This is a genomic window from Metapseudomonas cellulosilytica, from assembly GCF_049334135.1.
In the GTDB taxonomy this organism is placed as follows: domain Bacteria; phylum Pseudomonadota; class Gammaproteobacteria; order Pseudomonadales; family Pseudomonadaceae; genus Metapseudomonas.
Genome location: NZ_JBHZGN010000004.1, coordinates 22,924 through 46,097 on the forward strand (window position 1 = coordinate 22,924; position 23,174 = coordinate 46,097).

Annotated in this window: 25 protein-coding genes and 1 tRNA gene; 7 read left to right on the forward strand and 19 right to left on the reverse strand. The window is 64.7% G+C overall.

The window, feature by feature from the left end; genetic code table 11:
• Positions 1 to 53: 53 nt before the first annotated feature.
• The 8 genes from ACFW0H_RS06125 to ACFW0H_RS06160 form a co-directional block, all read right to left on the reverse strand.
• On the reverse strand, positions 54 to 233 hold the full coding sequence (locus ACFW0H_RS06125) for a hypothetical protein (RefSeq protein ID WP_422913299.1): 180 nt from the start codon (positions 231 to 233) through the stop codon (positions 54 to 56).
• Between the two features lie 517 nt (positions 234 to 750).
• Positions 751 to 999 (reverse strand): hypothetical protein, encoded by a 249-nt coding sequence (locus ACFW0H_RS06130; protein WP_422913012.1) that lies wholly within the window; start codon positions 997 to 999, stop codon positions 751 to 753.
• Positions 996 to 1,286, reverse strand: coding sequence for a helix-turn-helix transcriptional regulator (locus ACFW0H_RS06135; RefSeq protein ID WP_422913013.1), 291 nt, complete (start codon positions 1,284 to 1,286; stop codon positions 996 to 998). The genes ACFW0H_RS06130 and ACFW0H_RS06135 overlap by 4 nt, the downstream gene beginning before the upstream one ends.
• Complete coding sequence (locus ACFW0H_RS06140) at positions 1,283 to 1,522, reverse strand: helix-turn-helix transcriptional regulator (RefSeq protein ID WP_422913014.1); 240 nt, start codon at positions 1,520 to 1,522, stop codon at positions 1,283 to 1,285. The genes ACFW0H_RS06135 and ACFW0H_RS06140 overlap by 4 nt, the downstream gene beginning before the upstream one ends.
• Entirely contained in the window at positions 1,519 to 1,866 is a 348-nt protein-coding gene (locus ACFW0H_RS06145; protein WP_422913015.1) for an ogr/Delta-like zinc finger family protein, read from the reverse strand. Before ACFW0H_RS06145 ends, ACFW0H_RS06140 begins: the two co-directional genes overlap by 4 nt.
• 165 nt (positions 1,867 to 2,031) lie before the next feature.
• Positions 2,032 to 3,342: a hypothetical protein gene (locus ACFW0H_RS06150; RefSeq protein ID WP_422913016.1), complete on the reverse strand. Its 1,311-nt coding sequence runs from the start codon at positions 3,340 to 3,342 to the stop codon at positions 2,032 to 2,034.
• Between the two features lie 26 nt (positions 3,343 to 3,368).
• Positions 3,369 to 4,607, reverse strand: a complete 1,239-nt coding sequence (locus ACFW0H_RS06155) for a tyrosine-type recombinase/integrase (protein ID WP_422913017.1) — start codon at positions 4,605 to 4,607, stop codon at positions 3,369 to 3,371.
• A 168-nt stretch (positions 4,608 to 4,775) separates the two neighbouring features.
• Positions 4,776 to 4,852 (reverse strand) — tRNA-Arg (locus ACFW0H_RS06160).
• 321 nt (positions 4,853 to 5,173) lie between these two features.
• On the opposite strand from ACFW0H_RS06160, the gene gabD reads away from it, so the two are divergent.
• The 3 genes from gabD (at position 5,174) to ACFW0H_RS06175 (ending at position 10,214) form a co-directional block, all read left to right on the forward strand.
• Positions 5,174 to 6,625, forward strand: coding sequence for an NADP-dependent succinate-semialdehyde dehydrogenase (gene gabD, locus ACFW0H_RS06165; protein WP_422913018.1), 1,452 nt, complete (start codon positions 5,174 to 5,176; stop codon positions 6,623 to 6,625).
• Between the two features lie 170 nt (positions 6,626 to 6,795).
• Positions 6,796 to 8,073: a 4-aminobutyrate--2-oxoglutarate transaminase gene (gabT, locus tag ACFW0H_RS06170; RefSeq protein ID WP_422913019.1), complete on the forward strand. Its 1,278-nt coding sequence runs from the start codon at positions 6,796 to 6,798 to the stop codon at positions 8,071 to 8,073.
• A gap of 920 nt (positions 8,074 to 8,993) precedes the next feature.
• Positions 8,994 to 10,214 (forward strand): HDOD domain-containing protein, encoded by a 1,221-nt coding sequence (locus ACFW0H_RS06175; RefSeq protein WP_422913020.1) that lies wholly within the window; start codon positions 8,994 to 8,996, stop codon positions 10,212 to 10,214.
• Here the strand turns inward: ACFW0H_RS06175 and ACFW0H_RS06180 are convergent.
• Positions 10,211 to 10,801, reverse strand: coding sequence for a 2-hydroxychromene-2-carboxylate isomerase (locus ACFW0H_RS06180; protein ID WP_422913021.1), 591 nt, complete (start codon positions 10,799 to 10,801; stop codon positions 10,211 to 10,213). The genes ACFW0H_RS06175 and ACFW0H_RS06180 overlap by 4 nt on opposite strands.
• 163 nt (positions 10,802 to 10,964) lie before the next feature.
• Complete coding sequence (locus tag ACFW0H_RS06185) at positions 10,965 to 11,705, reverse strand: SDR family oxidoreductase (protein WP_422913022.1); 741 nt, start codon at positions 11,703 to 11,705, stop codon at positions 10,965 to 10,967.
• An 87-nt stretch (positions 11,706 to 11,792) separates the two neighbouring features.
• On the opposite strand from ACFW0H_RS06185, the gene ACFW0H_RS06190 reads away from it, so the two are divergent.
• On the forward strand, positions 11,793 to 12,365 hold the full coding sequence (locus ACFW0H_RS06190; RefSeq protein WP_422913023.1) for a TetR/AcrR family transcriptional regulator: 573 nt from the start codon (positions 11,793 to 11,795) through the stop codon (positions 12,363 to 12,365).
• Here ACFW0H_RS06190 and ACFW0H_RS06195 read toward each other — a convergent pair.
• Positions 12,354 to 13,274, reverse strand: a complete 921-nt coding sequence (locus tag ACFW0H_RS06195; protein ID WP_422913024.1) for a LysR family transcriptional regulator — start codon at positions 13,272 to 13,274, stop codon at positions 12,354 to 12,356. The genes ACFW0H_RS06190 and ACFW0H_RS06195 overlap by 12 nt on opposite strands.
• Positions 13,275 to 13,334: 60 nt before the next feature.
• The gene (locus tag ACFW0H_RS06200) at positions 13,335 to 14,237 is read right to left on the reverse strand and encodes an EamA family transporter (RefSeq protein WP_422913025.1); all 903 of its coding nucleotides are present in this window, start codon (positions 14,235 to 14,237) and stop codon (positions 13,335 to 13,337) included.
• A 145-nt stretch (positions 14,238 to 14,382) separates the two neighbouring features.
• On the opposite strand from ACFW0H_RS06200, the gene ACFW0H_RS06205 reads away from it, so the two are divergent.
• A complete protein-coding gene (locus ACFW0H_RS06205) occupies positions 14,383 to 15,306 on the forward strand; it encodes an autotransporter outer membrane beta-barrel domain-containing protein (RefSeq protein ID WP_422913026.1) in 924 nt (307 codons plus the stop codon).
• A 140-nt stretch (positions 15,307 to 15,446) separates the two neighbouring features.
• Here the strand turns inward: ACFW0H_RS06205 and ACFW0H_RS06210 are convergent, their stop codons facing one another.
• Both ACFW0H_RS06210 and ACFW0H_RS06215 read right to left on the reverse strand, forming a co-directional pair.
• On the reverse strand, positions 15,447 to 15,611 hold the full coding sequence (locus ACFW0H_RS06210; RefSeq protein ID WP_028629154.1) for a rubredoxin: 165 nt from the start codon (positions 15,609 to 15,611) through the stop codon (positions 15,447 to 15,449).
• 96 nt (positions 15,612 to 15,707) lie between these two features.
• Positions 15,708 to 16,781: a fatty acid desaturase gene (locus ACFW0H_RS06215; protein ID WP_422913027.1), complete on the reverse strand. Its 1,074-nt coding sequence runs from the start codon at positions 16,779 to 16,781 to the stop codon at positions 15,708 to 15,710.
• 100 nt (positions 16,782 to 16,881) lie between these two features.
• On the opposite strand from ACFW0H_RS06215, the gene ACFW0H_RS06220 reads away from it, so the two are divergent.
• Positions 16,882 to 17,889, forward strand: coding sequence for an AraC family transcriptional regulator (locus ACFW0H_RS06220; RefSeq protein ID WP_422913028.1), 1,008 nt, complete (start codon positions 16,882 to 16,884; stop codon positions 17,887 to 17,889).
• A 44-nt stretch (positions 17,890 to 17,933) separates the two neighbouring features.
• Here the strand turns inward: ACFW0H_RS06220 and ACFW0H_RS06225 are convergent, their stop codons facing one another.
• Positions 17,934 to 18,629 carry a Crp/Fnr family transcriptional regulator gene (locus ACFW0H_RS06225; RefSeq protein ID WP_422913029.1) on the reverse strand — a complete coding sequence of 232 codons (696 nt, stop codon included), beginning with the start codon at positions 18,627 to 18,629 and terminating at the stop codon, positions 17,934 to 17,936.
• Positions 18,630 to 18,713: 84 nt separating this feature from the next.
• Here ACFW0H_RS06225 and ACFW0H_RS06230 point away from each other — a divergent pair, with 84 nt between their 5' ends.
• A complete protein-coding gene (locus ACFW0H_RS06230) occupies positions 18,714 to 19,238 on the forward strand; it encodes an Mpo1 family 2-hydroxy fatty acid dioxygenase (RefSeq protein ID WP_422913030.1) in 525 nt (174 codons plus the stop codon).
• A 152-nt stretch (positions 19,239 to 19,390) separates the two neighbouring features.
• Here the strand turns inward: ACFW0H_RS06230 and ACFW0H_RS06235 are convergent, their stop codons facing one another.
• The 4 genes from ACFW0H_RS06235 to cysT form a co-directional block, all read right to left on the reverse strand.
• The gene (locus ACFW0H_RS06235) at positions 19,391 to 20,149 is read right to left on the reverse strand and encodes a hypothetical protein (protein ID WP_422913031.1); all 759 of its coding nucleotides are present in this window, start codon (positions 20,147 to 20,149) and stop codon (positions 19,391 to 19,393) included.
• Between the two features lie 173 nt (positions 20,150 to 20,322).
• Positions 20,323 to 21,312: a sulfate/molybdate ABC transporter ATP-binding protein gene (locus ACFW0H_RS06240; RefSeq protein WP_422913032.1), complete on the reverse strand. Its 990-nt coding sequence runs from the start codon at positions 21,310 to 21,312 to the stop codon at positions 20,323 to 20,325.
• Between the two features lie 5 nt (positions 21,313 to 21,317).
• Positions 21,318 to 22,190, reverse strand: coding sequence for a sulfate ABC transporter permease subunit CysW (cysW, locus tag ACFW0H_RS06245; protein WP_422913033.1), 873 nt, complete (start codon positions 22,188 to 22,190; stop codon positions 21,318 to 21,320).
• A gap of 10 nt (positions 22,191 to 22,200) precedes the next feature.
• Complete coding sequence (gene cysT / locus ACFW0H_RS06250; RefSeq protein WP_422913034.1) at positions 22,201 to 23,019, reverse strand: sulfate ABC transporter permease subunit CysT; 819 nt, start codon at positions 23,017 to 23,019, stop codon at positions 22,201 to 22,203.
• Between the last annotated feature and the right edge of the window lie 155 nt (positions 23,020 to 23,174).

Genomic DNA, 23,174 nt, shown 5'->3' on the forward strand with positions numbered 1-23,174 from the left:
CCGGCAAGCGGCTTGCGGCAGGGTGTGAGATGGGGAGGCGGGCTGAGTGAGGACTAGGCATGACGCACCTCCTCGGCGACCTGCTCGGCGGCAGCGAGGCGGGCGAGGTGCATGTGGTGGTTGTAGCGGGCGAGACGGGTGGAAAGGCTGGAGTTTGCGCGGAGTGCAGCGAAGGCCATTGCCTTGTGTGCGGATGCGCGGGTGAAGCGTGAGGACGGATTGAGGGCGTGCAGAAGACGCATGGTGAGGCTCCAAGTTCGTAGATGGAGCTGCCACGAATCGTCGCCAAACAATTCAGGGTGGCAGCTGTGCGCGGGTTGGCGAACCGGAGAACTTGGAATCCGGCAGACCCGAAGGTCTCCCACGCACAGCTGCCATAACACGGCATTGCGGGCACAAAAAAAGCGCCTGCAATGGGGTATGGGCGCTCGTGCGCCAAGTTCTCAGATGGGTCGCCAAACCCACTCGCGGATTTTGCCGCGAGGTCGGGACTATAGGTCTGCTGGCTCAGGCTTGGCAAGGCTTCAGTGGGTTGCGGGTGAGCGTCAGACGTTTCTGATGCGCGTGCGTGCCGTTCGCCAAGCAGGCTGGAAATCCTGGTCGTCATGCTAGATTGCGGCGCGTGAGTTCTGCGGTAATCGGCCCTGGCAGCGTTGGCGCGCTTGCCGGGGCTTTGTCTTTTCTGAGGCATGAGAATCCCCTGGCCGCCCGGCGCGAGGCCGGGCAGCGGTTAGGCATGGAGTGGGCGGGTTAGCAGTCGGTGAGGATCTGGCCTTGCTGGCTCAGGTACTGGCGGCCGGCGGGCGGCGTCGGCGATTTCAAACGGCCGGGCGTGGCGCCCAGTTCCAGGGTGGCCGAGATGCGCCCCGAGACGGATTCACGAAACGCCTCGCGCCCTGGCTTGCGTGCCGCCTCGAGCATGACCGCCTCGAGGGCGGCGAAGTCTTCCAGGGTGAAGCGGATCGACTGGCCGTTGATGTTGAGGGTGTAGTGGTTCATGGCTGGATCTCCTGAGTGAGTCGAGAAGTGCGAGCCCCCCGCATCGCGCTTGCCCGGTTGCGTTCGGCCAGGCGGTCGGAGATCCACTGATCGACCTCCGCCTCCAGCCAGGCCACGCTGTTGCGCCCAATGGGCACCGGCTCCGGGAAGGTGCCGGCGCGGATCTCCGCATAGATCGCCGCGCGGCTCTTGCCCGTCTTCAACTCCACCTCGCGCCGGCGCAGCAGACGGTTGCCCAGTTGCAGGCCATGGTGGTGCTGGAAGGTTGCTGTACTGCTGCGGCTCATAGGCTCTGCCCCCGCGCCTCGATGCGACCCTGAATCCACGCCTGCACCTCGCTCAGCACGAACGCCACTGGCGCGTTACGCGCCTTGCTGTCGCTGAGCTTTACCGGTTTGGGAAAGGTCGGATCGCGCTTCAGCATCTTGTAGACCGTGGGCCGAGCCAGGCCGGTGAGCGACATCAACTCGGGCATACGCACCAGGGCGAGCAGCGGCACGGGTGCCTGCGGCTGGCCGTTCATGGCTCGACTCCTTGCGATGCTGGCAGGCCCATCAGCTCGGGCGCCTGGCTCTCCATTTCGCCCGGCAAACCCTGCTGCTCGAGCACGCCACGGCGGAGCGCGCTGGGTGCATAGGGCAGGGTGATCGCCGGATTCGGCCGGCTCGGCGGGCTCAGCCGATGGGTGATCTCGTCCACCCCGGTGAAGGTCGCGCCGCACACCGCATTGCTGCACACCAGGTAGGTGGTGGACATGAGCAGGTGCTTGCTCTCGGAGCTGCGCTTGACCAGCGACGCTCCGCAATCAGGGCAGCGTCGCTTGATGGTCCTGGTAGCCGGCTGGCGTTGGTCGAGTGGCTCGGTCATGAGCTGTGGGCCTCCGTTTTCTGGACGGCCCAAGCATCGTCAGGACTGGAGAGGAATGGAACGAGAGGGGGTTGTAAGCGAGCGCCTTACAAGGTGCGTGGATGGTGGAGGTGCACTCACGCCCCGATCAGAGATTGAAAGTCAGAACGCGCAGCGCCTACTGGATCAGGTGTGCTCAATTACGAAGATCCTGGAATAGCCACCCTTGATCCCGCCTTCGTATTGCTCAATTGCAAGAGATATATTCTTGCCGTCAGCAACAACTGTTATTGGGTTTAGGGCCTCAAGGCTGTCTTGGTCGTCAATTTCCAGGAAGGTTTGAGAGTTTTGCAAAAGCGTAAAGCATGCGAGTCTGAATGTTGCTTCAGCTTTCCTGCAATTTTTTGGGGAGTTGACGTTTAGCTTTACTTTCAACTCCTTTGCTGCTCTGTTGTTTCCCTTGATGTAGTAAGCGATGTTGTTCGGGGTTACATCGTCGCTTAGCTCAATAAGTTTTGAACTGGCATTCCATTCTTGTTCGAAGGATGGGTAATAGTCACTGGTAGGTATTCCCAGCTCTGCTAGGAAGTCTTTTGCGGTATAAGGCGACCATCCTTCTTTTCGGCTTATAAGTGGGGGGCTCTTTTCTAGCCTTCTGCGAGCCTTGACTGTGCGGATAGAGTGGTGAATATCTTCTCTTGTGGTCGGGCGCTTTAGGTTCAGGTCCCGCACCCAACGACGGAGCAGAGGTAAGTTGAAGCCGAATCTGAGCGCAGCTTCGATTTTTGCGTATCTTCTTAGGTCTGCGTCTTTTTCAAATCGCCAGTTGAAGCCTGCGAAAATCCGGTCGTAAGCAACAAGTACGCTGAATAGGTAAATGAAAGGCAAAAATGTAAGAGTGAGAATTATCGGTGTAGAGAATTCTCTGAGGTTTGATACGGTTGCAAATTTGTCGGGGTCTTCTAGCGCAACAGCTATGCTGTGATAGATAAATGCCGCGCCTGCGATGAGTAATATAAAGTTGCACAGCTTGTGTACTTTTTTGTGTTCTTCCTTTCTGCTGGACATTGCCTGCATCATCGAGACTGTTGCCAGTATGGGGAATATAATTAACTCAGCTATAAGGCTATATGAGTGCATTTCTGCTATAAAAGTGACGAGCGCCGTTACGTTTATAGTGTCTTTAATTGTTTGCTTGAAGTATGTGCTTTCTTTGTCTACTCGATTGATGTCCATTATTGATGTCAGAGCAAACGCAACACCCCAGATTAAAGTTGTCTTAAGGTTGTCTGTCGCCCACAGGCTCAAGGTGTGTAGCGCTAGGACGGATAGGCTCACCCAAAGCGTAGCGCTGCTCAGTATGATTACTATCCATTTCTGGAAAAAACAGCTGAGTAGGCTCAAGATTGCGCGTCTGACTTTTTCTTCTTTGAGGGTGTATAAAAACAAAAGTGAGAGCCAAAGTGCTGCTGCAGTTTCCCTATTGCTAAGTTCCATATGTGAATGTCCGTCGGTAAGGCTTATTAAGTGCGCGCTAGTCCGAAATCTACAGTCACGAGGTTGCCGTGCTCTAGTTTGTCCAGGTGGTCCGCATACCACTGCATCATTTCCCGCCGCTGCTCCAGGTAAATCGCCTTGTTGTAAACGCCCGATACACCCTCCTCGACGTGTGCGAGCTGGGCCTCCACATGCTCCCTTGGAAAACCGTGTTCACGCAAAGTCGTGGATGCGATGTGCCGAAAACCATGACCAGTCTGGCGCCCCTCATAGCCCATCCGGCGTAAGGCCATATTGAAGGCCATATTGCTGCGCGGCTTCTTGCGGTCGCTTCTGCCGGGAAAGAGGAGAGGGTAGCGTCCGGTCATCACATGCAACTGCTTGAGTGCTTCCAGTGCCTGGCGAGAAAGCGGTACCAGGTGATCGCGGCGCTTCTTCATCCTCGATGCGGGGATGCTCCAGAGGGCCTTGCGGAAATCGAACTCCTCCCATGGAGCCTCTCGCAACTCACTCGGCCGGACGCCTGTCAGTATCAGCAGGCGAAGGCCGAGTTGTACGTCCTGGGCGTGGGGATAGGCGCTGATGGCGCGCAGAAGCTCTGGCAGTTCGCGGGCCGTGACGTGTGCGTAGTTCTCGGCCGGTTTGGTCTGCAGAAAGCGATTGAGGCCTTCGAGCGGGTTGTGAATGGCGCGGCCGGTGACGCGGGCGAGGTCGTAGATCTCTTTGCAGGAGCGGCGCACGCGGCTCATCTGCTCGATGATGCCCTTCTGCTCCATGCCGCGGAGGAACTCCATCCACTCGATGGGCAGGATCTGCGCGAAGGGGCGCTTGCCGAAGACGGGGAAGACATGAAGCTCCAGGGCGCCGACTGTGCGAACAGTAGTGTTCTCTGCCCAGCCGGGTGTGCGGATATCTATCCACTCCCTGGCCAGTTTCTCGAACGTATTGGTTGCCGCCTCGAGCTCGGCTGCTTGCTGCTCCCTCTTCAGCTGTAAAGGGTCGTTGCCGTGGGAGACTTCCTTTCGTAGTTCGGCTGCCTTCTTCCTGGCCAGGGCAGGGCTGATGGCGGGGTATCCACCGAGGCCCAGCCAGCTCCATTTCCCCGCCTGATTCTTGTAGCGCAGCTGCCAGGACTTCTGGCCTTCCGGCTTCACCCGTAGGTAGAGGCTATTCCCGTCGTGCTCGCGGTACTCCCGCGTCTCTGGCTCCAGGGCGGCTACAGCCGTGTCGCTGAGCGGCCGACGCTTGATCTCTGATCGTTTCACAAGCTTGTATCCCTTCAGTTCGATTTATCCCCAGGGGTACACGAGGGGATACACCAAGACCGAGTATAGGGAGACACAAGAGGAGACAACCAGAAACGACAAAGCCCGCACTGGGCGGGCTTTTCCGAACGTTTCGTAGGCATCTGGAGACAACTAGAAACTATGTAATGGCGCATCCGGCGGGATTCGAACCCACGACCCCTGCCTTCGGAGGGCAGTACTCTATCCAGCTGAGCTACGGATGCGTATGGGGGCGCCATGATACCGATGTCGGGCCCCTGCGTCCATGCGCCAAGCTCTTGTTCGCAATGTTGAACGATGGTGCTGCGTCTGGTCATCTTTGATCAGGATTTCGACAAACAGCACCGACTTTTTGTTGATTTTATCGAACGGGCTATTGCCCTTCAGTTTCCCGAGCCCTAGGATTCGTTTGAGATTTCAAACGCCCCCTTGCCCCTCCATGAGCTGGGCCGTTCCAACCGACTCCGTGCCGGCCGATCGCGCATCGACCGAAGAACCACAACCTGCCCCGGCGCCCCTGTAGTGCCGGCGTGAAGGAGACCGAGATGCAATTGAAAGACGCCAAGCTGTTCCGCCAGCAAGCCTATATCGATGGCACCTGGCTGGACGCCGACAGTGGCCAGACCATCAAGGTCAACAACCCGGCCACTGGCGAAATCATCGGCACCGTGCCGAAGATGGGCACCGCCGAGACCCGCCGCGCCATCGAGGCTGCCGAGCGTGCTCTGCCGGCCTGGCGCGCGCTGACCGCCAAGGAACGCGCCAACAAGATGCGTCGCTGGTTCGAGCTGCTGATGGAAAACCAGGACGACCTGGGCCGCCTGATGACCATCGAGCAGGGCAAGCCGCTGGCCGAAGCCAAGGGCGAGATCGCCTACGCCGCTTCCTTCATCGAGTGGTTCGCCGAAGAGGCCAAGCGTGTCTACGGTGACGTGATCCCCGGCCACCAGCCGGACAAGCGCCTGATCGTGATCAAGCAGCCCATCGGCGTGACCGCTGCCATCACCCCGTGGAACTTCCCCGCCGCGATGATCACCCGCAAGGCCGGCCCGGCCCTGGCCGCCGGTTGCACCATGGTGATCAAGCCCGCGTCCCAGACCCCGTACTCCGCCCTGGCCCTGGTCGAGCTGGCCGAGCGTGCCGGCATCCCGAAAGGTGTGCTGAGCGTGGTCACCGGTTCCGCCGGCGAAGTCGGTGGTGAGCTGACCAGCAACCCGGTTGTGCGCAAGCTGTCCTTCACCGGCTCCACCGAAATCGGCCGCCAGCTGATGGCCGAGTGCGCCAAGGACATCAAGAAGGTGTCCCTGGAACTGGGTGGCAACGCACCCTTCATCGTCTTCGACGACGCGGACCTCGACGCCGCCGTAGAAGGCGCGCTGATCTCCAAGTACCGCAACAACGGCCAGACCTGCGTCTGCGCCAACCGCCTGTACGTGCAGGACGGCATTTACGACGCCTTCGCCGAGAAGCTGAAGGCCGCCGTGGCCAAGCTGAACATTGGCAACGGCCTGGAAGCCGGCGTCACCACCGGTCCGCTGATCGACGAGAAGGCCGTGGCCAAGGTCCAGGAGCACATCGCCGATGCCGTTTCCAAGGGCGCCAAGGTGGTTGCCGGCGGCAAGCCGCACGCCCTGGGTGGCACCTTCTTCGAGCCGACCATCCTGGTCGACGTGCCGAAGAGCGCCGCCGTGGCCAAGGAAGAAACCTTCGGCCCGCTGGCCCCGCTGTTCCGCTTCAAGGACGAGGCCGACGTCATCGCCATGGCCAACGACACCGAGTTCGGCCTGGCTTCCTATTTCTACGCCCGTGACCTGGGCCGCGTGTTCCGCGTGGCCGAGGCGCTGGAGTACGGCATGGTGGGTATCAACACCGGCCTGATCTCCAACGAAGTGGCGCCCTTCGGCGGCGTGAAGGCCTCGGGCCTGGGCCGCGAAGGTTCCAAATACGGCATCGAGGACTACCTGGAGATCAAGTATCTCTGCCTCGGCGGTATCTGATCCAAAGACGGGGCAAGGCGCGAAAGAGCGCGCGGCGCCCCAGCTCCAACCCTTGAAGAAAACGAGCCTCCGGCAAGCCCGCGCAGTCGATCATCGAATGCTGCGCCGGCCCCTACCGGGGGCATTCATCCTTGAGACTGCGCCGCCCGATGAGCGGCCGTGAGGAACTTATGAGCAAGAACGAATCCCTGCTGAAACGCCGTGCCGCTGCCGTTGCCCGCGGTGTCAGCCAGATCCATCCGATCGTCGCCGAGCGCGCCGAGAACGCCACCGTCTGGGACGTCGACGGCCGCGAGTACATCGACTTCGCCGGCGGCATCGCCGTGCTGAACACCGGCCACCTGCACCCGAAAGTGGTCGAGGCCGTCCAGGAGCAGCTGACCAAGCTGTCCCACACCTGCTTCCAGGTGCTGGCCTACGAGCCCTACATCGAGCTCTGCGAAGAGATCGCCAAGCGCGTACCGGGTGACTTCGCCAAGAAGACCCTGCTGGTGACCTCCGGCTCCGAAGCCGTCGAGAACGCCGTGAAGATCGCCCGTGCCGCCACCGGCCGCGCCGGCGTGATCGCCTTCACCGGCGCCTACCACGGCCGCACCATGATGACCCTGTCCCTGACCGGCAAGGTGGTTCCGTACTCCGCCGGCATGGGCCTGATGCCCGGCGGCGTGTTCCGCGCCCTGGCTCCGTGCGAACTGCACGGCATCAGTGAAGACGAGTCCATCGCCAGCATCGAGCGCATCTTCAAGAACGATGCCCAGCCCCAGGACATCGCCGCGATCATCATCGAGCCGGTTCAGGGCGAAGGCGGCTTCTACGTCAACTCCAAGCCGTTCATGCAGCGCCTGCGCGCCCTGTGCGACCAGCACGGCATCCTGCTGATCGCCGACGAAGTGCAGACCGGCGCTGGCCGTACCGGCACCTTCTTCGCCACCGAGCAACTGGGCGTGGTGCCTGACCTGACCACCTTCGCCAAGTCCGTTGGCGGCGGTTTCCCGATCTCCGGCGTGGTCGGCAAGGCCGAAGTCATGGACAGCATCGCTCCCGGCGGCCTGGGCGGCACCTATGCCGGCAGCCCGATCGCCTGCGCCGCGGCCCTGGCCGTGCTGAAGGTGTTCGACGAAGAGAAACTGCTGGAGCGCAGCCAGGCCGTGGGCGAGCGCCTGAAGGCCGGCCTGCGTGAAATCCAGGCCAAGCACAAGGTCATCGGCGACGTCCGTGGCCTGGGTTCGATGGTTGCCATTGAGCTGTTCGAAGGTGGCGACGAAAGCAAGCCGGCTGCCGAACTGGTTGGCAAGATCGTTGCCAAGGCACGCGAGAAGGGCCTGATCCTGCTCTCCTGCGGCACCTACTACAACGTCATCCGCTTCCTGATGCCGGTCACCATTCCCGACGCGCAACTGGACAAGGGCATCGCCATTGTCGCCGAGTGCTTCGACGAACTGGCCTGACTCCTCAGGTAGTGAAAAAAGACCCGCCTCGGCGGGTCTTTTTTTGCCTGGAAGAACGGGCAGGCCTTCGGCCTGCATCGCGAATGAATTCGCTCCTACAGGAAAAACGCCCAGCCAACCGCGGGCACGGACTGCCCCCTCTCCCTTCAGGGAGAGGGTTGGGGTGAGGGAAACCCCGGCGGCAGGGTGTCCCCAATGGTAGGCCTGCGGCCTGCTTGGCGAATGAATTCGCCCCCACAGGAAAAGCGCCCAGCCAGCCGCTGGCACGGACTGCCCCCTCTCCCTTCAGGGAGAGGGCTGGGGTGAGGGAAGGTCGGAGGCAGAGTGTTCCCCGGGCAGGCCTGCGGCCTGCATCGCGAATGAATTCGCCCCCACAGGGAAAGCGCCAAGCCCACCGACGGCACGGACTGCTCCCTCTCCCTTCAGGGAGAGGGCTGGGGTGAGGGAAGGTCGGAGGCAGAGTGTTCCCCGGGCAGGCCTGCATCGCGAATGAATTCGCCCCCACAGGGAAAGCGCCCAGCCCACCGACGGCACGGACTGCCCCCTCGCCCTTCAGGGAGAGGGCTGGGGTGAGGGAAAACCGGTGGCAGGGTGTTCCCAGTAGCAGGCCTGTGAGGGCCATCCACCACCCTGGTCTACACCACTACCCAGCGCCAAGGCCCCGGTTTAGACTGCGCGCCTTCAATTCTGACGACGCATTCGGCCTTCCCTTCGGCCCTATCCAGGCCATGTGCGGGGTTCGTCAGGGACGACCCTTCTGCCCGTCGAGGTATCCATGTCTGCCCCCGCCAAGGTCCCTACCCGCCCGGAATGGCCCGGCGCTTGGGCATTGACTAGTCTGCTGAAGGGCTTGCGCGTCGTGCGGGCCGCAAGGGAAATTTGCCGGGAGTTGCAACGGAGCCGGAAAGCCGAGGCCATGTATGGCTGATCTCGACCAGGCACCCAGGGTGCTGATTGCCGATGCCGATCGCTGGAGCGCCGACCTGCTCGTCGAGCTGGTGCGCAACGCGCGCTGCGACGCGCGTCTGGAGGTGCTGCAGGACAGCCACGGCGTGCTCGAGCATTGCCGCGACGGCTGGCCCGACCTGCTGATAGTGGACTATGGCCTGCCGGGCATCGGCGGGCTGGAGCTGTTGCGGGAAGTCCGGCGCCAGCGCCGACATCCCCAGGTGCCTTTCTTCCTCATCACCGACCGGGTGGATGCCGCCAGCGTCCGGGCCGCGCTGCCATTGGCGCCCACGGCCTACCTGGCCAAGCCCTTCAATGCCGAAGACCTGTTGCAGCGCCTGCGCAACCTGTTGCTGGCGCCGGGCCAGGAAGTGAGTTGTCCGTTGCCTTCCGCTTCGCCCCGGCAATCCCTGGAGGAGTACCTGGCCGAAGCGCGCGAGTCGGCCGCCGGTGCGCCGTTGCGCAGCAGCGTGCATCAGGCGCTGGAGAGGGCCCGGCAGGCCCATCGGCTCGAACTCGATGAACTGGAGCCGCTGTTCTACCGGGACCCGCAGCTCACCGGCCAGTTGATTGCCGCCGCCAACAGCGCCGCCCAGCACCTGGGCAACGCTTGCCAAACCCTGGCGCAGGCACTGGGCCGACTCGGCCCACGACACAGCCTCAACCTCGCCCTGGGCCTGGTCCTGCAGCGCAGTATCAACCTCAGCGATCCTTTGCTGCTGCCCTACGGTGAACGTCTGTGGAACCAGTCCCAGCGCACCGCCGAACTGGCGCGCCAGCTGGCGCAATGCCTGGAGGGGGACGCAGTGCGCTGCTACACCGCCGGGCTGCTGCATCTGCTGGGGGACCTGGCGGTACTGCGCAGCATCCAGAGCTGGCGCGACCTGGGAGGCGAGGCACTGACCGCCGAGCAGGTGGAGGCAGCCCTGCGCCAGCACGCCGCGCCATTCGGGTCGGCCCTGCGCACCCGCTGGCGCCTGCCGCTGGAACTGCGCCAGCTGATTGCCGCAGCGTTCCATCTCGACGGTGGCGTCTACTCGAAGGAGGGCCTCATCCTGCACTTGGCCAAGCTGGCCGCCGAATTGCCCGATGGCGAGGACGTCTGCCAACTGGCCAGGCACAAGGCGGCGCGCATGCTTGGCCTGGACGCCGGGTTGCTGGCGTCCCTGCCGCAGTTGGCGGTGAACGGCTAGGCCAGCGCCTCCGCGACGAAGTCCAGGCGGTCCTGGCCGAAGTACATCTCCGCCCCGACAAAGAAGGTAGGCGCGCCGAACGCTCCGCGCTTCACCGCTTCCTCAGTGGCTGCCTTGAGCGCTTCCTTCACCTCCGGATCGCTCACCAGGGCGAGGAAGCCCTGCGGGTCGAACCCGGCCGCGTCCAGGGTGGCGGCCAGCACGGCCGGGTCGCCGAGGTTGCGCTTGTCCTGCCAGAACGCCTTGAACACGGTCGCCAGATAGGCCTCGAAGCGTGCCGGCTGGCGCAGCTGGATGCCGATGGCACCGCGCATCAGGGTCAGGGTGTTGATCGGGAAATGGGGATTGAATTCGAGCGGGACGCCATAGCGCTGGGCGAAGCGCTGGAAGTCGATCAGGGTGTAGCGGCCCTTGGCGGGAATCTCGATGGGCGAGGCGTTGCCGGTGGCCTGGAACACGCCGCCGAGCAACATGGGGCGATACACCAGGCGGGCGCCGGCCTTGGCGCAAATGGCGGGCAGCTGGGTCCAGGCCAGGTAGGTGCTGGGGCTGCCGAAGTCGAAGAAGAATTCGACGGTCTTGGTCATGGTTTTTCCTTGCCGAGTGCGTGGCACGAGGTCGAGGCCGAGCGAGCCGCGTCCAGGCAAGGCGGCGTGGCCCTGAGAAAGCGGAGTTGGCTCCTGCCAATGAGCATTTCGCAGGGCCACGCCAACGCCGCATGGGCGTGGCGCAGCCGGCCGTTAGTAAGAACTACCAGCGTTCCATCCAGGGGCGGAGATCCAGTTCGAAGGTCCACGCGTCCCGCGGCTGGCTGTGCAGATACCAGTAACTCTCGGCGATGTGCTCCGGGTCGAGTATGCCGTCCTGGTTCTTCAGCGCGTAGCGCTCGGGGAAGGTTTCGCGGATGAACTCGGTGTCGATGGCGCCATCCACCACCACGTGGGCGACGTGGATGTTCCGTGGGCCCAGCTCGCGCGCCATGCTCTGGGCCAGGGCGCGGATGCCGTGCTTGGCGCCGGCGAAGGCGGCGAAGCCGGCGGCACCGCGCAGGCCGGCGGTGGCGCCGGTGAAGAGAATGGTGCCGCGTTCGCGGGTGACCATGCGCTTGGCCACCGCCTGGCTGGTGAGAAAGCCGGAGAAGCAGGCCATCTCCCAGATCTTGAAGTACTTGCGCGCGGTCTCTTCGAGGATGCTGCAGGGTACGTTGGCGCCGATATTGAAGACGAAGGCTTCGATCGGGCCGATATCCCGCTCGATGGTTTCCACCAGTTCCGCCACGTCCTCTTCCTTGCGTGCATCGGAGCCGAAGCCATGGGCCTCGCCACCCTCGGCGCGGATGGCGTCCACCAGCGGCTGCAACTTGTCGGCGTGGCGCCGGGTCACGCAGGCCACATAGCCCTCGCGGGCGAAGCGCCGGGCGATGGCGCCGCCCGTGGCGTCGCCCGCACCAATTACCAGTACGACTTTCTTGTTTTCGGTCTCGCTAGCCATGCTGTTCACCTTTACTGAACGATCGTTAGCTGAACGGACGTTATGCTATGCTCGCCAACGCGTCAAGCCAGTCCACCGGAGGTCGTCGTGCGTTATTCAGCCACCCACAAGGAAGAAACCCGGCAGAAGCTGCTGGAAAGCAGCGGCGCCATTGCCAAGCGAGGCGGCTTCGCCACCACGGGCGTCGACGGGCTGATGAAGGCCATCGGCCTCACCGGCGGCGCCTTCTACAGCCACTTCCCCTCGAAGAACGACCTCTTCACTGCCATCGTCCAGCGCGAGTTGTCCCAGAGCCTGATCGGCAATGTCGCCCGCGGCGAAGGCTTCTGCCGTGACAAACTGGAACGCTGCCTCGACCATTACCTGAGCATGGCCCATCTGCAGAACCCCGACAGTGGCTGCGCCATTCCCTCCCTCGGCGCGGAAATCGCCCGGGCCGACCTTGCCGTGCGCGAGGAGGCCGAGCACTGGATGCTGCAATTGCAGAGTGCCTGGGCGGAAATCCTGGAGGACGGCGAACTGGCCTGGGCGCTGATCGCCCAGTGCGTCGGCGCCCTGGTGGTGGCGCGCATGCTGGCCCGCGAAGAAACCCAGGCCGAGGTGCTGGCTGCGAGCCGGGAATTCCTCGGCCGGGCCTTGAACGATTGCCTAGAGAAGTGACTGTTCGGCGCAGACGCTGAGGATCTGCTCCCGCAGCCAGATGTTCGCCGGGTCCTGGTCGAAGGGCTGGGCCCAGAGCATTTCCAGGGAGAAGCTGGGCAGGTTGGGCAGCGGGCTCGCGCAGGTGCGGGGGTCGCCCAACCGCTCGTGCACCCGCGCCGGCAGCACCAGCAGCAGGTCGCTGGCGGGAATCAGCTGCAGGGCGGCCAGGTAGTTGTTGGTGCGTGCGGCGATCTGCCGGGAGCGGCCCTGCTGCTGCAGCCAGCCGTCGATCATGTTGCGGTCGGAATCCCAAGGTGTGGGGAACACCTGGCGCCGCGCACAGAAGGCATCCAGATCGTCGACCGGCGCGCTGCCGGCGTTGCGGATGCACAAGAGGTCGTCCTTCAACAGCGCGAGGCTGACCAGCCCGGGATGGGCGCGGTGCTGGTGCGGGCCGAAGCCCAGGGCCAGGTCCAGCTCGCCATGCAGCAGCGCTTCGGCAGGAATCTCCCGGCCCAGGCGCTGCACCACCAGGCTCACCGGATAACCTGCCGCGCTCAGGCGGCGCAGCAGCGGTGGCAGGATCAGCAGCTCGAAGTACTCCGGCGCGCAAAGGCGGAAGGTGCGCGGCGCCTGGCTGGGGTCGAAGGCGCTGGCCTCGCTGAAGCAGGCGTTCATCAGTTCCACCATGGTTCGGGCATGGTGCCGCATGGCCTGAGCCTTGCGGGTGGGCTGCATGCCGCTGCGGGTGGCGATGAACAACTCATCGGCGAAGCTGCCGCGCAGCTTTTTCAGGCTGTAGCTGACGCTGGAGGCGCTGAGGTTCAGCGCCTCCGCCACCTCGCCCAGATACTGGCGCTCGTAGATTTCGAGAAAGACCAGCAGGTCCTGGATATCGATCTTGCGCAATCCGTTGGCGATCAGCATGGCTGGGTTCCGATGGTGGGGAGCGCCATCAGAACCCGAGCCGGGCGGTGTGGCAAGCACTCAGGCGGTGGCCGTGCGCACCGGGCTCAGCCGTGCCAGCCAGAGCATGCCGAGGATGATCAGCATGGCACCGGCCCAGGCCAGTGGCGCCGGTGCCTGGTGCAGCCAGAAGCTCTGCAGCAGCAGGGCGAACAGGCCGCTCAGGTAGCTGTAGGCGATTACCGTGGCCGGCGGCAGCCAGTGGATGGCGCGGTGCAGCAGCCAGAAGGTGGCGAGGGTGGCGGTCAGGGCCAGATAAACCAGCCAGCCGAAGTCGCTCGGGGCGATGCCCTGCAGGCCGTCCCAGCGCGTGGCCAGGGTGCAGGCCAGGGCCAGCAGCAGGCCGCCGGCCAGCAGGTTGCCGCAGGCCAGGGAGGCGGCACTGCGCTCCGCGCCGAGCCACGGTTTGAGGCGCTGGCTGAGGGGGCCGTAAAAGGCCATCGCCAGGCAGCCGACGGCATAGAGGCCGTAGGCGTAGGCATCGAAGTGGGCGTTGTCGAGGCCGAGCAGGGCAAGTGCGCCGAGGGCGGCTGTCAGGGTCGGCCACAGCCGTTGCAGCACCGGCTTGCCCAGCACCAGGCGCTCGCCACCCAGGGTCAGCAGCGGCACGCTGACATAGAGCAGTGCGGTGTCCAGGGCCTTGGTGTGTTTCAGCGCCTCGAACAGGCTGCCGAAATAGAGGGCCAGCAGGCCGCCCAGCACGACGTGGGCCAGCAGCGCCCGTCCGCCGGGCAGACCGGGCCGGCGCAGCAGCAGAAAGGGCAGGAACAGGCTACCCGAGAGCAGCAGGCGCAGCGTGGTCAGGGGCAGGGCGTCGAGCGTCGGGTTCACCTCGGCGGCGGCGAAGAACGACAGCGCCACCAGCAGCGCCCAGAGCAGCATCGAGGCATGGGCGTTGAGGCCGCGTGCGAGGGGTTGGCGCATGGTGGGGCTCCTTGTGTGTGCAGGTGGCCATTGCGCCAGCTCGGCGAAACACCGGCAAATCAGAAACTCGTGGCTTGATTCGGGAAATTGAATTGCCCGGCTTCAGGCTAGAGTTATCCACATTGCCTGAATCGAGGTGCTCCCCATGGGCCCGTCTGTTTCGCCGCGTATCGCCTGGGCCGGCTTCTGCGGCTTGCTGCTGGCCGCTCCTGCCCTGGGCGATTCCCTGGCTGCCGCCAGCCGTGCGACCCTGCTGGAGGACAGTCACTTCCTGCGCGACGCCGCCTCCGAGCGCATCCAGCAAATCCGCTTCTCCTTCCGCGAACCGCCCCTGGACGAGGGGCAGATGCCGGCCTGGGCCCGTGCCTTCGGCAGCCACGGGTCGGCGGACGCCGACCATCGTGCGCCGCACCGGGAACGGGATATCGGTGGGCTGCTGCTGGGCAGCGAGGGCAAGCTGGGCACCTGGCTGGTCGGGGGAATGGGTGGCTATTCGGCGACCTCGGTGGACGTGCAGGGCGCCGACGCGGATATCCACAGCCTGCACCTGGGGGCCTATGCCGGCACCAAGATCTACAACCAGATCGGCGTGAAACTGGGCGCGGCCTGGAGCGGCCATGACGGCGACAGCCGCACGGCCGATGCGGACAGCGGCCAGGTATTCGGCGAGCTCAGCTACTCCCTGGATTACCGCGACTTCAGCGCCGAAGGCTTCGGCGAGCTGGCCTACGTGCGGCTGGACAGCGATTCGCTCGGCACCATCGGCAGCCAGCGCGACGAAATCGGCTACAGCACCTTCGGCCTGCGCGGCACCACGCGTATCGATCTGGAATCCGGCCGACGCCTGACCGCGCGCGTCAGCTCGGGCTGGCGCCATGCGTTCAGTGACAGTCGCCTGGAGGACGAAAGCGGCGCCGCCGTGGCCCTCACCGAAGACGCGATCCGCCTGGACATGGGCCTGGACTACCAGCTCACCGAGCAGGCCTACACCGGGCTCTTCTACAACGGCACCTACGCCGAGGATGCGCGGGACAACGGGGTGACGGCGCGGCTGAGCCTGAGGTTTTGAGTAATTCGGACGGTCACGGCATCTGTAGGGGCGATTTCAATCGCCAAGCGGACCGCGGGTTCGCCCAACGGACCGTTTGAGGGGCAGCTGCGCTGCCCTTGGCGAATGAATTCGCCCCTACAAGGTGTCTTCGAGCAGCCTCAGATTTCCTGCATATCGAAGTCGTTCTTGCCGACCCCGCAGTCCGGGCAGATCCAGTCGTCCGGCACATCGGCCCAGGGCGTGCCGGCCGGAATGCCCTCGTCGGGCCAGCCCTTGGTTTCGTCGTAGATCAGGCCGCAGACCACGCAGATCCAGGTTTTCATGTCGCTACCTCATGCTTGCAGCTGTGCTCGGGGAAGGCGCGCGCTGGCTGGCGCGCGGTGGCTCGATCATAGGGGCGCGGATGCGTCGTCCGGGCCCTAACCAAGGGTGGGTCGCGCCGGCTGCGCGGCGGGCTTTTCCTGCGGATGCCAGCGGTTGGCGCGGGCGAAGGTGCCGACGTCGTTGAAGCGTACGCCCATCTCACGCATCACCCGGTGGGCCACCGGTGCAGTCATCTGGCGGATGTAGAAGGGCTCCTTGACCACGAAGTGGTGGATGGCGTGGGTGCTGCCGAAGTTGAAGCAGAAAGCTTGCAGCGGCCACAGCCACCAGGGGTTGAGCACCTGGGTCTGCTGGATCACGTTGCCCGGCTCGACGTCGCCGTAGTAGTGCATGTTGGAACTGACGAAGTGCAGGCAGAAGGTGCGCAGGACGTTCGGCCCCACCAGCACCACCACTGCGATATCGACGACCTTCATCATCTCCAGGGTGCCGGCCGACCATGCGACGGGCGCGCCGAAGGCCGAGGCCAGGGCATCGATGCCGTGAAAGCCGAGGAAGACGTACCAGGTGCCCCAGTTCAGCAGCGCGAGCGGCGCGTATACCTTGAGGGTGCGCGCCAGGATGCTGCGCTTCTGTGCCCAGGTCTTCGCCCGCAGCATGCGGATCAGTGAGGACATCACGTTGTCCCCCACCATCAGCAGTCGCGCCAGTCCCCAGGGCTCACCATTGGTGATGGCGCGCTCCTCCAGGTCGGCCTCGGAGCCGGACACCTTGTGGTGGTTGAGGTGCAGGTGGCGGCGAACCCAGGGGTTGATGGTGCTCGGCCGCGCCAGCCAGACCAGCGCCATCATCAGGTTGTGCGGCACCCGGCGCTTGCGGAAGTACATGCTGTGGATCAGGTCGTGTTCCAGCTCGTGGGTGAGCGAGGCGAAAAAGGCGTTGAGCAGCAGGCAGGCCCACCAGGCGATCTGTTCGTTCAGGTAGAGCAGGGCGGAGCCGAGCATGCCGGCCAGGGCAAAGGCGAGGATGCCGGCACCGAGGGCGTCCTGATGGTTCAGTACGGGGTAGCGCTGGCGCAGCTCGTTGCCACGGGCCATCACCACTTCGCGAATATGGGCAGATCGCTGCTGGTCATTCAGCGTCCGGGGGCTTGCGGGTGTGTGGGACATGCTTCCATCCTCTTGTCGACGATGGCGCTACTCTGCCGCCCGAGGCCGGTACCGCGCCCGACCGAGCACGCCAACCTGTTGACCGGAAACGCCAACCTGCATGAGCGAACCCACCACCCTCGCCAGCTGGACCCGCGCCCTGCGCAAGCAGTTGGATGCGCTCGGCCTCGACAGCGCCGCCCTGTGCCGCCAGGCAGGACTGGACCCGGCGCTGATGGACGACCCCAACGCCCGCTACCCGCTGTCCGCCACCACGCGCCTCTGGGAGCTGGCGGTGGCGGCCAGCGGTGATCCGGCCCTGGGCCTGAAAATATCCACCTACGTCAGCCCCACCACGTTCCACGCCCTGGGCTATGCGCTGGTGGCCAGCGCCAGCCTGCGGGAAGTCTTCGAGCGCATCGTGCGCTACCACCAGGTGGTCAGCGATGCGGTGGAGCTGGAACTGCGTCGCGAAGGCGAGCGCTATCTGTTCCACCTGCGGGTGCCCGCCGCCGGCCCCGAGCCCGCACCGGAGGCGGTGGACGCCTTCGCCGCCATCTATGTGCGTACTTGCCGCAATCGCATCGGCCGTGATTACGCGCCGCTCGCCGTGCACCTTCGCCGCCCGCGGCCGGAAGACCCGCAGCCCTGGCACCAGGTGTTCCGTGCGCCCCTGTCGTTCGGCGCGAAAGAGAACCTGCTGGAATTCGCCGTCGAGGATTTCGAGCGACCGTTGGAGGATGCCAACCCGGAGCTGGCCGAGCACAACGAGGCGGTGCTCAAGCGCACCCTCGAACAGCTCCAGCAGCCCACCTGGGCGCGCAAGGTGCGCGCCTGCCTGGAGGCCCAGTTGCCCAATGGCGAACCTTCCGCAGAACGCATCGCCCAGTCGTTGCACCTGAGCCTGCGCAGCCTGCAGCGGCACCTGGCGGACGAAGGCTGCAGCTATGAACAACTGCTCGGCGACACCCGCCAGACCTTGGCCCTGGCGCACATGCGTGACCCCCGCTGCTCCATCAGCGAAATCGCCTACTTGCTCGGTTTCGCCGACACCAGCAGCTTCAGCCGCGCCTTCAAGCGCTGGACCGGGCAGAGCCCGAGCCAGTATCGGGAGAGCCTTCCCCGGTAGGGTGCGCCGTGCGCACCGGGAATCCCAGGTGCGCGTGGCGCACCCTACGATTTGCCCCTTGCGGCGCGGCGCAGCAGGTCCGGGTCGAGGATTTCGATCTCGCCGTAGTTCAGGCGCAAGGCACCCTGGGCTTCCAGCTCCTTGAGGATCTGGTTGGTGGTTTGCCGCGACACCGACAGCATCATCGCCAACTGTTCCTGGGCCAGCTGGAGCACCCGCCGCCGTTCGGCGAGGCCGCCGTAGCCTTCGGCGATCATCAGCAGCCGCCGCGCCAGGCGCTGGGGTGCCGGCAGCAGGCTTATCTCCTCCAGGGCGATGAAGGTCAGGCGCAGCTTCTGGCTCATCAGCAGGGCGAAGTTGCGCCAGTGTTCCGGCTTGCGCTTGAGCAGCGCCAGCAGCGGCGCCTGGGGCAGGTTGAGCAGGGTCGTCTGGCCGTCGGCGAAGGCGTCGTGGGTGCGCGGCTGGCCGTCGAACAAGGCGATTTCGCCGAACCAGTGGGGCGGCTCCACCAGCACCAGCAGCGCTTCCTTGCCGCTCTCGCTGACACTGCCGATGCGCATCGCGCCGTCCAGTACCGCATAGAGCCCGCAGGGCGAATCACCACGACGGAACAGCCGCTGGCCCGGCTCCAGCCGACGCAGCTGGGCCATGGCCAGGAGTTCTTCCCGCAGGGCGGCGGGCAACTGGCTGAACCAGTGGCCGGTGAGCAGGCGATCGCGGAGGTGCTTGAATTCGGTCATGGGCTTTGTCGGTTAGCTGACAGAGGTTGTCCTGGGCATGGCGCCATTATCGGCGCAATTGCCTGCAAACCCGAGGACACGACAATGAAAACCCTCATCGACCAACTTGGCCAGTACGCCGAGTACCATCGAGACCGCCGCAATATCGCCACCCATTTCGTCGGCATCCCGCTGATCGTGGTCGCCGTCGCTGTGCTGCTGTCGCGCCCGGGCCTGGAAGTCTTCGGTCTCTGGTTGTCCCCGGCAACGCTGGTCAGCCTGCTTTCGGCGCTCTACTACTTGCGCCTTGACCTGCGCTACGGCCTGGTGATGGCCGTGCTGCTCTGGCTCAGCCTCTGGGTGGGCGCAGCGCTCGCGGTACAGGGCACCGCGATCTGGCTCGGCGCCGGGCTGGGGCTGTTCGTGGTGGGGTGGGTGATCCAGTTCGTCGGCCATTACTACGAGGGGCGCAAGCCGGCCTTCGTCGACGACCTCATCGGGCTGATCATCGGGCCGCTGTTCGTGGTGGCCGAGCTGGGTTTTCTGCTCGGGATGCGCAAGGAAGTCGAGCGCGCCGTGGAAGAGCGGGCGGGGCGGACGTGTATTCGGGGGAAGAAGGCGGTGGTCTGAAGTGTCGCGTGACGCCGGGCACCCTCACCCCCGGCCCCTCTCCCTGAAGAGGAGAGGGGTGACTCGCGTCTGACGGTCCGGAGATCGCCGGAAGCGCGGAGCCTATCTGAAATGAGTGCTTGAACTGTGCACGGCCTGACTCCCCTCTCCCTTCAGGGAGAGGGGCCGGGGGTGAGGGCATCCAACGCCAGCAACTGCCCGCTCATCGACCGCGCATGGCGGTCCACCACCATCGGCGCGTAGGGCCGGCCGGAGGTGCTGACCAGGGCGTTGCTCTGGCTGTTCATGTCGCTCAGCGCGGCCTTCAGGAAGCTCCAGCGGGTCTTCAGCTTGGCCACCGTCGAGTCGGCCTTGTCGTCCAGCGGCGCCAGCTCCTGGTCGATGTCCGGCAGCAGGCGACGTTCGTCCTGGCCGATGTAGCTGTCGGCGTTCTCCCGGGAAATCTCGAAGCTGCCGATGTAAGACCGACTCAGGTACTGCACATTGAGGTACTCCACCTTGGCCGGCAATTCTTCCGCTCCGGCGCCGCCGCCCTGGGTGCGGGCGGCGATGAGGAAGTCGCGCAGGGCCTTGGCCAGTTCCTGGGGGTAGCGCCAGGGCACGTCGTTCTCCTTGTGGCCGAAGGAAACGCCACGGTCGAGCTGGGTAACGAGTTCGTCATGGGTCTTGCGCACTGCTTCGCTTGGCGCGGCGATGCGCGTGAAAGCGTCATCCAGCGCCTTGAGGTCGGCCCGCATGCGGGCCGAGTGGGCTTCCTGGAAGCCTTCGCCGCGGAACAGCAGCAGGCTGCTGGTAGCGCGGCAGGCGTGGACCTGCACCTGTTCCAGCGGTGGCAGTTCGTTGGCACGGGCGACGGCGGCGAAGCATAGGAGGAGGCTGAACAGCGGGTACAGCAGGACCTTGCGGATCATCTCGGGTGCTCCTGTTTTTGTTGTTCTGAGGAGTCGATGCGGTGCGCTCACAGCCTACTGCGAGCCGCCCCGAAGGCTATTACCCGAAAGAGTGATTTGTGCGCTGCGGGTGATTTCCGGCATTGCCGGCGGCGTCCTTGGAGGGGGCCGCGCAGGACCCCCTCCGCCCGATTTCAGAACCCCGCCGCCTTCTGCCAGGCCTTGGGCTTGAAGAACAGCGTTTCGCCGCGTACCAGGCCCACCAGGCTGTCGTGGTCCTTCACCACTTCCGCCTCGATCAGCTCGTCCTGGCCGTCCACCTTGAGGGTCACCCGAGTGATCGCACCCAGCGGGCGGATGTCGCGGACTTCGGCGGCGCGGTGCTCGGCCACTTCCTGGCGCGACAGCGAGACCTCATGGGGCCGGAACAGCAGGTGCTGGTCGTCACCCAGGTGGAGGCGGTTGGAGTCGCCGAGGAAGTGGTAGACGAAGTCGCTGGCCGGGTGCTCGTAGACCTCACCCGGTGCACCGATCTGCTCGATCACGCCCTTGTTCATCACCACGATGCGGTCGGCCACTTCCATGGCTTCTTCCTGGTCGTGGGTGACGAACACGGAGGTCAGGTTGATTTCCTCGTGCAGGCGCGCCAGCCAGCGGCGCAGCTCCTTGCGCACCTTGGCGTCGAGGGCACCGAAGGGTTCGTCGAGCAGCAGGATCTTCGGCTCCACCGCCAGGGCGCGGGCCAGGGCGATACGCTGGCGCTGGCCGCCGGAGAGCTGTTCCGGGTAGCGGTCGGCGAGCCAGTCCAGCTGCACCATGTTCAGCAGCTCGTGGACCTTCTCGGCGATCTGCTTCTCGCTCGGGCGCTCGCGCTTTGGCTTCATGCGCAGGCCGAAGGCGACGTTGTCGAACACCGTCATGTGGCGGAACAGGGCGTAGTGCTGGAACACGAAGCCGACGTTGCGATCGCGCACGTCATGCTGCGAAACGTCCTCGCCGTGGAACACGATGCTGCCCACGTCCGGGGTTTCCAGGCCGGCGATGATCCGCAGCAGGGTGGTCTTGCCGCAGCCGGAGGGGCCAAGCAGCGCCACCAGCTCGCCGCTGTGGATATCCAGGTTGATCGCGTTGAGGGCCTTGAAGGCGTTGAAGTTCTTGCTGACGTTGCGGATTTCAATGCTCACGGTGGTTACTCCTCATCAGCATTCGACTTGAGACGGGACAGACGCGACTCGCTCCACTGCTTGAGCAGAAGGATGAACAGGGCGAGCACCAGCAACAGGCTGGCGACGCTGAAGGCGGCGACGTGGTTGTACTCGTTGTAGAGGATCTCGACATGCAGCGGCAGGGTGTTGGTGACGCCGCGGATATGCCCGGACACCACCGATACCGCGCCGAACTCGCCCATGGCCCGCGCGGTGCAGAGCACCACGCCGTAGATCAGGCCCCATTTGATGTTCGGCAGGGTCACGTGCCAGAACATCTGCCAGCCGTTGGCGCCCAGCAGGCGCGCGGCTTCTTCTTCCTGGGTGCCCTGCTCCTGCATCAGCGGGATCAGTTCGCGGGCGACGAAGGGGAAGGTGACGAAGATGGTCGCCAGGACGATGCCGGGGACGGCGAAGACGATCTGGATATCGCGGTCCTGCAGCCAGGAGCCGAAGTAGCCCTGGGCGCCGAACAGCAGCACGTAGATCAGGCCGGCGATCACCGGGGAAACCGAGAACGGCAGGTCGATCAGGGTTACCAGCAGGCTCTTGCCAGGGAACTCGTACTTGCTCACGCACCAGGCGGCGGCCACGCCGAACACCAGGTTGAGCGGCACCGAGATGAATACGGCGATCAGGGTCAGCTTCAGCGCGGAGAGGGCATCCGGCTCGAAGATGGCGGCGAAGAAGGTACCCAGGCCCTCCTTCAGCGCCTCGCTCAGTACCACCAGCAGCGGCAGCAGGAGGAACAGGGCGAAGGCCAGCCAGGCGGCGGAAATCAGGAGCCGACGACCCCAGGCGCTGCCCCGGCGGGCGGCGTTGGCGGAGGACGCGGCGGTCAGGCTTGCGGTGCTCATGGCGTTCTCCTCACGGGGTCTCGATGCGGCGTTGCAGCAGGTTGATCAGCAGCAGCAGGACGAAGGCGACGACCAGCATCAGCACGCCGATGGCGGTGGCGCCGGTGTAGTCGTACTGGTCCAGCTTGACCATGATCAACAGCGGCAGGATCTCGGTCTTCATCGGCATGTTGCCGGCGATGAAGATCACCGAGCCGTACTCGCCCACGCCACGGGCGAAGGCCAGGGCGAAGCCGGTCAGCCAGGCCGGCAGCAAGGCCGGAACCAGCACGTGGCGGAAGATCTGCACGGGCTTGGCGCCCAGGCAGGCGGCGGCTTCTTCCACTTCTCGGGGGATATCGGCCAGCACCGGCTGCACCGTGCGCACCACGAAGGGCAGGGTGACGAAGGTCAGCGCCAGGGTGATGCCGAGCGGGGTGTAGGCGATCTTGAAGCCGAGGTCGGTGGCGAACTGTCCCACCGGGCCGGCCGGCGCATACAGGGCGGTGAGGGCGATGCCGGCGACCGCCGTCGGCAGCGCGAAGGGCAGGTCGACCATGGCATCGATCACCTTGCGGCCGAAGAAGTCGTAGCGCACCAGCACCCAGGCCAGCAGGGTGCCGATGATGCCGTTGATCACGGCGGCGGCCAGGGCGGTGCCGAAGCTCAGCTTGAGGGCGGCGAGCACGCGGGGGGCGCTGATGATGGCCCAGAACTGCTCCCAGGAGAGCTGCGTGGTCTTGAGGAACAGGGCACCCAGGGGAATCAGGACCAGCAGGCTGAGATACACCAGGGTGTATCCCAGGGTCAGCCCGAAGCCGGGTATGACCGGGGAGATGCGTCGTGACATGTTCTGTCCTTACTCTGCGTTGGAACGCTTGGTTTCTCCGGAGCCGGCCCCGTCGAGCCGCTTCCAGCAAACAGGCCCGATCCGTGGATCAGGCCTGGTTTCGCTCCTTCCCTGGAGCACCTCGATGGGTATCGCTTCGCTCCACCCATCCTACG

Bases quoted from the DNA above. Each gene is read 5' to 3' on its own strand.
- ACFW0H_RS06130 (WP_422913012.1), bottom strand. From the start codon at position 999: ATGAACCACTACACCCTCAACATCAACGGCCAGTCGATCCGCTTCACC.
- ACFW0H_RS06135 (WP_422913013.1), bottom strand. From the start codon at position 1,286: ATGAGCCGCAGCAGTACAGCAACCTTCCAGCACCACCATGGCCTGCAA.
- ACFW0H_RS06140 (WP_422913014.1), bottom strand. From the start codon at position 1,522: ATGAACGGCCAGCCGCAGGCACCCGTGCCGCTGCTCGCCCTGGTGCGT.
- ACFW0H_RS06145 (WP_422913015.1), bottom strand. From the start codon at position 1,866: ATGACCGAGCCACTCGACCAACGCCAGCCGGCTACCAGGACCATCAAG.
- ACFW0H_RS06150 (WP_422913016.1), bottom strand. From the start codon at position 3,342: ATGGAACTTAGCAATAGGGAAACTGCAGCAGCACTTTGGCTCTCACTT.
- gabD (WP_422913018.1), top strand. From the start codon at position 5,174: ATGCAATTGAAAGACGCCAAGCTGTTCCGCCAGCAAGCCTATATCGAT.
- gabT (WP_422913019.1), top strand. From the start codon at position 6,796: ATGAGCAAGAACGAATCCCTGCTGAAACGCCGTGCCGCTGCCGTTGCC.
- ACFW0H_RS06175 (WP_422913020.1), top strand. From the start codon at position 8,994: ATGGCTGATCTCGACCAGGCACCCAGGGTGCTGATTGCCGATGCCGAT.
- ACFW0H_RS06180 (WP_422913021.1), bottom strand. From the start codon at position 10,801: ATGACCAAGACCGTCGAATTCTTCTTCGACTTCGGCAGCCCCAGCACC.
- ACFW0H_RS06185 (WP_422913022.1), bottom strand. From the start codon at position 11,705: ATGGCTAGCGAGACCGAAAACAAGAAAGTCGTACTGGTAATTGGTGCG.
- ACFW0H_RS06195 (WP_422913024.1), bottom strand. From the start codon at position 13,274: ATGCTGATCGCCAACGGATTGCGCAAGATCGATATCCAGGACCTGCTG.
- ACFW0H_RS06200 (WP_422913025.1), bottom strand. From the start codon at position 14,237: ATGCGCCAACCCCTCGCACGCGGCCTCAACGCCCATGCCTCGATGCTG.
- ACFW0H_RS06205 (WP_422913026.1), top strand. From the start codon at position 14,383: ATGGGCCCGTCTGTTTCGCCGCGTATCGCCTGGGCCGGCTTCTGCGGC.
- ACFW0H_RS06210 (WP_028629154.1), bottom strand. From the start codon at position 15,611: ATGAAAACCTGGATCTGCGTGGTCTGCGGCCTGATCTACGACGAAACC.
- ACFW0H_RS06215 (WP_422913027.1), bottom strand. From the start codon at position 16,781: ATGTCCCACACACCCGCAAGCCCCCGGACGCTGAATGACCAGCAGCGA.
- ACFW0H_RS06220 (WP_422913028.1), top strand. From the start codon at position 16,882: ATGAGCGAACCCACCACCCTCGCCAGCTGGACCCGCGCCCTGCGCAAG.
- ACFW0H_RS06225 (WP_422913029.1), bottom strand. From the start codon at position 18,629: ATGACCGAATTCAAGCACCTCCGCGATCGCCTGCTCACCGGCCACTGG.
- ACFW0H_RS06230 (WP_422913030.1), top strand. From the start codon at position 18,714: ATGAAAACCCTCATCGACCAACTTGGCCAGTACGCCGAGTACCATCGA.
- ACFW0H_RS06235 (WP_422913031.1), bottom strand. From the start codon at position 20,149: ATGATCCGCAAGGTCCTGCTGTACCCGCTGTTCAGCCTCCTCCTATGC.
- cysW (WP_422913033.1), bottom strand. From the start codon at position 22,190: ATGAGCACCGCAAGCCTGACCGCCGCGTCCTCCGCCAACGCCGCCCGC.
- cysT (WP_422913034.1), bottom strand. From the start codon at position 23,019: ATGTCACGACGCATCTCCCCGGTCATACCCGGCTTCGGGCTGACCCTG.